8 protein-coding genes are annotated in these 9,110 nt (G+C 48.9%); 3 read left to right on the top strand and 5 right to left on the bottom strand.

Translation table 11 applies throughout. The features are described from left to right. Positions 1 to 160 precede the first annotated feature (160 nt). Positions 161 to 784 carry a histidine phosphatase family protein gene (locus tag Q0J41_RS06925; protein ID WP_296227704.1) on the bottom strand — a complete coding sequence of 208 codons (624 nt, stop codon included), beginning with the start codon at positions 782 to 784 and terminating at the stop codon, positions 161 to 163. Between the two features lie 343 nt (positions 785 to 1,127). Here Q0J41_RS06925 and serC point away from each other — a divergent pair, with 343 nt between their 5' ends. After that, positions 1,128 to 2,210 carry a 3-phosphoserine/phosphohydroxythreonine transaminase gene (serC, locus tag Q0J41_RS06920; RefSeq protein WP_296227702.1) on the top strand — a complete coding sequence of 361 codons (1,083 nt, stop codon included), beginning with the start codon at positions 1,128 to 1,130 and terminating at the stop codon, positions 2,208 to 2,210. A gap of 19 nt (positions 2,211 to 2,229) precedes the next feature. Further along, positions 2,230 to 3,405, top strand: coding sequence for a phosphoglycerate dehydrogenase (locus Q0J41_RS06915; protein WP_296227700.1), 1,176 nt, complete (start codon positions 2,230 to 2,232; stop codon positions 3,403 to 3,405). Positions 3,406 to 3,479: 74 nt separating this feature from the next. Here the strand turns inward: Q0J41_RS06915 and Q0J41_RS06910 are convergent, their stop codons facing one another. After that, a complete protein-coding gene (locus Q0J41_RS06910) occupies positions 3,480 to 4,553 on the bottom strand; it encodes a hypothetical protein (RefSeq protein ID WP_296227698.1) in 1,074 nt (357 codons plus the stop codon). A 54-nt stretch (positions 4,554 to 4,607) separates the two neighbouring features. Next, the gene (locus Q0J41_RS06905; RefSeq protein ID WP_296227697.1) at positions 4,608 to 5,489 is read right to left on the bottom strand and encodes a DegV family protein; all 882 of its coding nucleotides are present in this window, start codon (positions 5,487 to 5,489) and stop codon (positions 4,608 to 4,610) included. Positions 5,490 to 5,686: 197 nt separating this feature from the next. Between Q0J41_RS06905 and Q0J41_RS06900 the strand changes: the two genes are divergently transcribed. Next, positions 5,687 to 7,378: an NFACT RNA binding domain-containing protein gene (locus Q0J41_RS06900; RefSeq protein ID WP_296227695.1), complete on the top strand. Its 1,692-nt coding sequence runs from the start codon at positions 5,687 to 5,689 to the stop codon at positions 7,376 to 7,378. A 70-nt stretch (positions 7,379 to 7,448) separates the two neighbouring features. Here Q0J41_RS06900 and Q0J41_RS06895 read toward each other — a convergent pair whose 3' ends face one another. Together Q0J41_RS06895 and Q0J41_RS06890 are read right to left on the bottom strand one after the other, a co-directional pair. After that, complete coding sequence (locus Q0J41_RS06895) at positions 7,449 to 8,792, bottom strand: PFL family protein (RefSeq protein WP_296227693.1); 1,344 nt, start codon at positions 8,790 to 8,792, stop codon at positions 7,449 to 7,451. Beyond that, entirely contained in the window at positions 8,792 to 9,073 is a 282-nt protein-coding gene (locus tag Q0J41_RS06890; protein WP_296227691.1) for an ACT domain-containing protein, read from the bottom strand. Before Q0J41_RS06890 ends, Q0J41_RS06895 begins: the two co-directional genes overlap by 1 nt. Positions 9,074 to 9,110: the final 37 nt, after the last annotated feature.

Raw genomic sequence — 9,110 nt, 5'->3', positions numbered from 1 at the left:
AATGATCCATTTTAACCTCTCTAGAAATGTTTGTGGTAATTCATATTCTACCAGATGGTTGAAATGGATTTTTTGTGCTCTAATCCAGTGAAAACGATTTTTCTTACTGGATCGGAACAGTGTTCAGTTTAATTTTACAATCGGCGTCTAGAATATTTTGCTAAAAACCCGTCACTATCCGGTTGTAGTAGACTAGGTGCTGCTTAAATGACAGGGGGTCAACCAGGATCTTACTGACGGAGCAGTTGTCTGGTTCCAGGATCTGCAGGCCCTGGCCGCCCGTAGCGTTAATGGCAAAAGATCTGACCGTGAAGCCGTGGGTCACCACCACGATCTGGTCTTCTGGATACTTCTGGCTGATTTCCTCGACGAATTGCGCCGTCCGCATTTCCACATGGGCAAAGCTTTCCGCCTTTGGGGCGGCTTGTACGTAGTCCTCCGTCACATCATTGACCAAGGGAGAAAAGTAATTCGGGTATTCAGCCATCAATTCCCTGTTCTTTTGCCCGTCCCAGTCCCCGTAGGAAATTTCCAGCAGGCGGTCGTCTATTTCAACCGGCAAGCCCGCTTTTTGGTTCAAAATTTCTGCTGTCTGCTTGGTTCTGACCAAGGGAGAAACGAAAAGGCGGTCAAAATTGCTAATATCGAACTGGTCGGCCAGTTTTTGCGCCTGCTCCTTGCCCAGGTCAGTCAAGTAGGTGTTTGGGGTATTGATGGTCCCCTGCTTCAGGCCCGCTTTGTTGGCAAAAGTTTGCCCGTGCCGGATAAAGTAGAATGTGGTCATGCGCTTCCTCCATTGTTGCTAGATTTTCTTTTTCTCTTTTCTTTGCTAAGAAATATTATACCAAAATTAAAATTCTGTTGACATTTCTAATTTCGGCCTTATAATGAAATTAATCATACGAAAGGAGCGAAAAAATGCTTACCTTACAGATTGAACAAATGCAAAATAGACTTTTTTCCTCCTCCCAGTCTTCTTCCACTTAAGAAGGCTGCAATTTGTGATGGCCTTCAGCACAGTTTAAAACAGTGAGGCCGAAACAACAACTCCAACATAACATCTCATGGCAAAGGGCACTCACGCAAGGCGGGTGCCCTTTGTTTTTTCAGAAAGGAATTTATTACTTATGACATGCTACAATTTCGCGGCTGGTCCAGCCATGCTGCCGGTCGAAGTCATTGACCAAATCAAACAAGACTTGCCTGATTACGCTCACAGCGGCATGAGTATCATGGAAATCTCCCACCGGTCAGCCCTCTACAAGGACCTATACGCGGAAACCAAGGCCAACCTCCTGGAACTCATGAACCTGGACCCGGCAGAATACGACGTCCTCTTCTTGACCGGCGGGGCAACCCAGCAGTTCACCACGATTCCTTTGAACCTGGCCCGCAAATACCACCGGATCGCCGTCGTAGACAGTGGCCACTGGGCTCAAAGAGCGGCAGAAGACGGAGCTAAAGTGCCAGGCCTGGAAGTTGATATTGTCGCTAGTGCTAAGGGCAACAACTACACTGCTGTCCCGGAAATTCCAGCTGAATTTGACCAAGACTACGACTACCTTCACATTACCATCAACAACACCATCATGGGGACGGCCTACAGAGACGACCAAATTCCTAAAAACAGCATCCCGCTGGTAGCTGACGCTTCATCTAATTTCCTGGGCCAGGAATATGACTTCAGCAAGTTCGCTGTCATCTATGCCGGTGCTCAGAAGAACCTGGCACCTGCCGGCTTGACCGTTTTGGTCATCAGAAAGGACCTTTTGGTTAAGCACGATGACCTGCCTGGTTTTTTTGACTTTGCTACCGAAGCCAAGAAAGAATCAGCCTTGAATACCCCTCCAGTCTTCCAGATTTACGTGGCTGGCCTGGCCCTCAAGTGGCTCAAGAAAAAAGGCGGCGTGGCCGGTATTGAAGCCATCAACCAGGAAAAGGCCAAGCTCCTCTACGACTGCCTGGCTGAGTCCAAGAATTTTGAGAGCAAGGTTGATCCAGACAGCCGGTCAATCATGAATGTTCCTTTTATCAGCGGCAACCCGGACCTGGACACGGAGTTTGTCAAAGAAGCTACCGCCCACCAGCTGCTTAACTTGAAGGGCCACCGCTTAGTTGGCGGGATGCGGGCAAGCATCTACAACGCTATGCCGCTGGAAGGCGTAGAAGCCCTCTGCGACTTTATTAAAGATTTTGACGCCAAGCACTAATTTTTTGAAAGGATTCCCCATGTACCAAATTAAAACTTACAATGCCATTGCTAAAGAAGGCTTAGCCGAGTTCGGCGACAATTACCGGATCAACCAAACTGACAATCCAGATGCCTACCTGATCAGATCAGTTGACCTCCATGACCATGACTTTCCCAAGAATTTGAAGGCCATCGCCCGCTGCGGGGCCGGCTACAACAATGTGCCTTTGGACAAGGCCCTGGAAAACGGGACTGTGGTCTTCAACACCCCGGGCGGCAACGCCAACGCCGTTAAAGAATTGGTTCTGGCATCCATGATCATCGCCAGCCGGAACATTGTGGCTGCCGCTAACTGGTCAGCTAACGCCAAGCCGGGCGCGGATATCACCCTGCGGACGGAAAAGGAAAAGACCAGTTTCAATGGAACTGAACTGCTGGGCAAGACGGTAGCCGTGATTGGTTTGGGCCACATCGGCTCACTGGTAGCCAATGCCTGCCTTGATTTGGGGATGAAGGTTGTCGGCTACGACCCATACTTAACGGTTGATGCCGCATGGCGCTTGTCAGACCATATCAAGCGGGCCACTAGCATCGCTGACGCCGTTAAGGACGCGGACTTTGTGACCGTGCACGTGCCAAAGAACGAGGAGACGACCGGCTTGATTGCTGACGCCAAGATCGCGCAGATGAAGCCAAACACTATCTTGCTCAATTTTGCCCGCCTGGGGATCGTTGACAACAAGGCTGCCGTTGAAGCCCTGGCAGAACACCGTTTGGGCAAGTACTACACCGACTTCAGTGATGCCACGATTTTGCACAACGATGACATCGTCATCATGCCCCACATCGGCGGATCAACAATTGAAGCGGAAATCAACTGTGCCCGGATGGCGGCAAAGCAAACCATTGAATTTTTGGAAACTGGGAACATTATTAATTCAGTCAACCTGCCGAACGTGTCAGCACCGTTTGAAAGCGACCACCGGATCACTTTAATTCACAAGAACATTCCAAACATGATCGGGCAGATTTCTACTTACCTGGCCAACCAGGGCATCAACATTGAAAACCTGGTCAACAAGGCCAAGGACAAGTACGCCTACACCATGATCGACATTGATGAGATCGACCAGGCAACCCAAGACGAAGTAGTAGCCAACTTAGAAAAGATCCCGGCTGTTACCCGCGTCAGATTCTTGACCCACAAAAAATAATCTCCCAGATAAAAAATAACAGCGTCAGCAGATTTTCCCTGCTGACGCTGTTTTACTTTAATTTTTGGTTATGTTTAATTGTCCGAATCTGAGTAATTCAAATCATCGAATTGATGATCTTGCATCTTTTCTGCCATCGCTTGGCTGCGGTAGGCAATCCCATCAACCCAGATGCCAGCACCGCCTGCACATATCAAAACTTGGACATCATTTCCGTCAATATTTTCAGTATGCACGGCAAAATATTCACCATCGCCGGCAGCTTGGTACCAGCCCATCACGTTTAGGTAGTTAATTCCTTTATACTGAACTATTTTCGGCAAGCCCCAGCCTTCTGCCCGGTTTATTTGCTCTTTGGATGGATAATCTGGTGCTTTATAATTAGCTGCCCGAGTGTACAGGGTAGTAGTGTGCCCCTTTCTATTATACTCGTCGTCTTGAGTAAAAATTGTACTCTGACCAAAAACGTACTTAGTATGCGTTGTCTCGTCATCATAGTCGCTTGCAGAATACCAGGTCCCCTGCATTTCTGCCGGAATAACAAAGTAGCCAGTCCGACCGTCAGACAGGCGCTGAGTTTGACCGGACTTATCCACGATCTTGACCTTCTTAGCCAGCTGCCTAAATTCCGTCAGCTGGCCTTTTTTGACGATATAGTCAGCCATTTCCTGCTTAGTTGCCTGGCCCAAAAAGCTGCCACTGCCCGCTACTTTGACTCCTTGGTAGAAGTAAAAAGCACTTCCGCTGAGAGTATAGTAGGTCGTCCCTGTCTGTCCGGACACTGCGGCTTCATAAGCATAACCGCTGCCCGGCTGCTTAAATTCATAGTCGCTGGTCTTATGCAGGGTAATGGTTAAAGAGCCATTCTGCCCTGCTTGAAGCAAATTAGACCATTCCCCGCCAAAGCGGTCAGCACAGTAAAACGTAATCAAGCTGCCACTTTCCTGCGGAGTCAGTTTTGCCGCATCAAGTTTTTCTTCCTTAGTTGAACTTGACGAAGCCTTGCTGCTCTTTTTAGCACTTGACTTGCTGACCTTACTGGTCTTGTTTGAACTGCTGCTGCTTTCTTTTGACGCGGTCTGCTTGCTGCAGCCCGTCAAAAAAATACCGCAAAAAAGGGCCATAACGGCCCACTTTTTGATTCTCATTTTCCAATTTACCTTATTCTTTAACTGAACACAGCAAATTCTAAATCCTAAAAACTAGAATTCCATCTGTTCAACGTCAATCATCCAAGTGATGCCGATTGACTTTTCACCCAGGTAAGTCGCAATAACCGGGCTGAATTCATCCATTTCAAAGACAGCGTTTGGCACTTCAGCCTTAAAGTAGTTCATGACTTCTTCAGCTTGGGCAGCATCGTTTGACTGGATGATCAAGATCCGCAGCTTGTCTTCTGGGATGTCCAAAGATTTGATCTTTTCCAGGGATTCTTGCTCGATCTTTTTAACCGCCCGCTTCATTGACCGTACCTTGTCGTAAGCCACGATCTTGGCATCATCATTAAAAGTCAGCAAAGGCTTGATGTTCAAGAGTGACCCGATAAAGGCGCTGGCATTGCTCAATCGGCCGCCCCGGCTCAAGTTGTTCAAGTCATCAACGATAAAGAGCTCGTCAATTGTTGACCGGATTTCAGCCAGCTTGGCAATGATTTCTTCTGGGCTATAGCTCCCCTTCTCGATCATCTTGGCTGCGGCCAGGACTTGGTAGCCCTGCAGGCGGATCGTAATTCGTGAGTCGAACGGGTAGAGGTGATAGTCCGGGTTGCTTTGCGCGATCCCCATCAAGGTGCTGTAGGAACCGGAAATCCCGCTGGAGAGGCAAATATAGATGATCGCCTCGTAACCCTCATCCTTCAAGTTGTCAAAAGTCGTGATGAGGTCCCCCATCTTCGGCTGGGAAGTGGTCGGGAAACCGGAGCCGCTCCGCTGCGATTCAAAAAGCTCTTCAGAAGTGATGTTGATACCTTCCAAGTATTCCTTGTTATCGATGTAAATCGGAATAGGAATGACCTTGATATTATACTTTTTAATTTCGGCCGCGGACAAATTGGCCGTACTGTCGGTAACTAGTGCGATCTTCATATTAAACCTTCCGTATTTAACGTTTTAACATGAAAATTATAGCATATTTGTCCCAGCTAAACTAGAAAAATCTTGATCATGCCTGTTTGTGTATAGGATAACTATTGGGCAGATCAATCAAGATATCCAATAAAGCCCGCACTTTATGATAAAATAGTTTACTGAACAATTTTCAATTTACGAATGAGGTGTACTCAATGGCTTTTGACGGCTTATTTATCCATAGCTTGCTTAATGAATTACAAGATGAGATTACTGCTGGCCGCATACACAAAATCTACCAGCCTTTTAACAACGACTTGGTCCTAGTCTTCAGAAAGGACCGCAAAAACAAGCAGCTTTTAATTTCTGCTAATCCCGAATATCCCCGCCTCTACCTAAGCAAGGAGTCCTTCTCCAACCCTAACGTGGCTCCTCTCTTCGTCATGGTCCTGCGTAAATACCTGGAAGGATCAGTCCTCCAGGGAATCAGCCAGGTTGGCCTCAGCCGGATCGTCAACTTCTCTTTCAGCAACCGCAACGAACTCGGTGACGAAATGCAGCTGATCCTTTCCGTTGAACTGATGGGCCGGCACAGCAACGTCATCCTCTATGACAAGCAAAGTGGCAAGATTATCGACTTGCTTAAACGGATCAATCCCGACGAAAACCGGGCCCGCCTGCTCTTGCCTAAAGCCAAGTATGAACTGCCCCCGCTGACTCCCGGCATCAACGGCTTCACTTTAACCGAATCCGAATTTTCTTCTTTGAAAAAAGACTACCCAAACCCTGCTGACCTGGCCAAGCAAATGGACGGCTTAGACGGCGATGACCGGCAAGAATTGACTGGCTACCTGGAAGATGACTACTCCTTCTCTTCTCTGAAGACTTTCTACAACCAGTTCTCCTCCCCTAAGGCCTACGTCCTCTTGACGCCAAAGCACAAGCGACGGATCTACCCTTACCTGCCTTACCATTTGGAGATGACCAAGGAAAGCTCCTCCACTAACTTAAATGAAGCCTTAGACGAGTTTTATGCCTACCAGGCCAACCGGGACTGGGTCAAGCAGCGGTCCCAGCAGGTGACCCGGGTCGTCACTAATGAGACCAAAAAGCTCCAAAAGAAGCTGAAGAAGCTGGAAAAGCAGCTGGACAGTGCTGAAAACTCCGAAAATCTCAGAGTCTCCGGAGAACTTTTAACCGCCTACTTAAGCCAGGTTAAGCCCGGCATGGAAAAAATCGACCTGCCTAACTACTATGAAGGCAACCAGCCTATGACCATCAAACTTGACCCGGCCCTCTCCCCTCAGCGCAATGCCCAGAAGTACTTCAAGCGCTACAAGAAGATGCGGGATTCCATCAAGCACGTGACCGGGCAGATTGAGATTACGGAAGAAAACCTCCGCTACCTTGATTCCGTTCAAACTGAAATCGATAACGCTGATCCAGAAGACGTCGAAGCCATCAAGGAAGAACTGATCAACCAAGGTTACCTTAGAGCTGAACAGAAGAAACGCCGGAAGCCGAAGCTGACCGAAAAGAGCCTGAACAAGTTCAAGCTCAGCTCCGGCAAGACTGTCCTAGTCGGCAAGAACAACCTGCAAAACGACTGGCTGACCTTGAAGAAGGCTGACAAGAACCACTACTGGTTCCACGTCAAGAACATCCCCGGCTCCCACGTCATCTTGAATGACAGCCAGCCAAGTGACTGCGACATCCAAGAAAGCGCGGAGATCGCCGCCTACTTCTCCAAGGCCAAAAATTCCGCCCATGTGCCGGTTGACTACATCCAGGTCAAGCGGATCAAGAAACCTAACGGAGCCAAACCTGGTTTCGTCATCTACACCGGGCAGAAGTCCATTGAAGTTACCCCGGAAGCTGACGAAATTTTAGCTAAGCGGATTGACTAAGATGCAAAAAAGAACCGTATTATCCAAAAATGGTTAGTACGGTTCTTTTTCTATATATTCTGATAAAAAATTAGTTCTTAAAGCTGTGCACTGGAGCTGGAATCCGGCCGCCGCGATTGATCATTGCCGCGCTTGATTCCTTGTGAACTGGCATAATCGGGGCGTATCCGAAGAGGCCGCCAAATTCAATTGAGTCGCCCACGTCCTTGCCCGGTACTGGAATTACCCGGACAGCCGTGGTCTTGTTATTGATCATCCCGATCGCTGCTTCGTCAGCAATCATGGCACTGATCGTTTCAGCTGGCGTGTCTCCTGGTACGGCAATCATATCCAAACCAACTGAGCAAACAGCGGTCATGGCTTCCAATTTGTCGACCGTCAAAATCCCCTTTTCTGCCGCTGCAATCATCCCGGCGTCTTCTGATTCCGGAATGAAGGCACCTGACAAACCGCCGACATGGCTGCAGGCCATGATGCCGCCCTTCTTGACAGCATCGTTTAACATGGCTAAAGCTGCCGTGGTCCCGTGGGTCCCCACGCTTTCCAGGCCGATTTCTTCCAAAATATTGGCTACTGAGTCGCCTTGGGCAGGAGTTGGCGCCAAGGACAAGTCCACGATCCCGAAGTCAATGCCCAGGCGCTTAGATGCTTCCTGGCCCACCAATTGGCCCATTCTGGTAACCTTAAAGGCCGTCTGCTTGATGGTTTCAGCAACCACGTCCATGGATTCGCCCTTAACCTTTTCCAGGGCCGTCTTAACCACACCAGGACCAGATACGCCGACATTCAAAGCCACGTCGCTTTCTCCGACCCCATGGAAGCCACCGGCCATAAACGGGTTGTCTTCAACGGCGTTGCAGAAGATGACCAGGTTGCCGTTGTTCAGCGGGTTAATCTTTTCGTTCTCAATGACGATCTGGCCCATCTCCTTGACGGCATCCATGTTGATCCCGCTTCTGGTTGAGCCGACATTGACGCTGGAACAAACTCTTTCAGTTTCCTTTAAAGCTTGGGGAATTGACTTGATCAAGACCCGGTCACCGTTTTGGTAGCCCTTGTGCACCAAAGCTGAGAAGCCACCGATGAGATCGACGCCGACTGCTTTAGCTGCCTTGTCCAAGGTAACCGCGTACTTAACGTAGTCGCTGTCCCCGGAAGCTGCCGCGATCAAAGAAATCGGGGTTACCGTAATCCGCTTGTTAGCAATCGGAATCCCGTATTCAGTTTCTAGCTCTCTAGCTACCTTGACCAAATTTTCCGCCTTAGTCGTGATCTTATCATAGATCTTCTGGCAGGCCCGGTCACTGTCTGAGTCAATACAGTCTAAAAGCGAGATCCCCATGGTCGTTGTCCGCAGATCCAGGTTCTCGTTGTCGATCATATTGACCGTTTCCATAATCCGCCGCAAGTCCATTATTCCAGACCTCCGCTCAGTTCATGCATAGCCGCGTACATCTTTTCATTCCGGATGTTAATTTCCACGCCCAGTTTCTTGCCCAGTTCCTTGAGTTCCGTGCTCAAGGCAGAGAAGTCCGCGTCATCGCTGACGTCAACGACCATCATCATCGTGAAGTAGCCGTTCATGATCGTTTGGGACAGGTCCAGAATGTTGATATCTTTTTCAGCCAAAAAGCTGCTTACGCCGGCGATAATCCCGGTCTTGTCCTGGCCGACGGTTGTCAAAATTGCTCTCATCGCTTGCCCTCCTGCTTGCGAAGCTTCTATCCTTGTC

The sequence above is a fragment of the uncultured Lactobacillus sp. genome, from assembly GCF_944327175.1.
Taxonomy (GTDB): domain Bacteria; phylum Bacillota; class Bacilli; order Lactobacillales; family Lactobacillaceae; genus Lactobacillus.
This window is presented reverse-complemented; position numbering and strand designations above follow the sequence as displayed.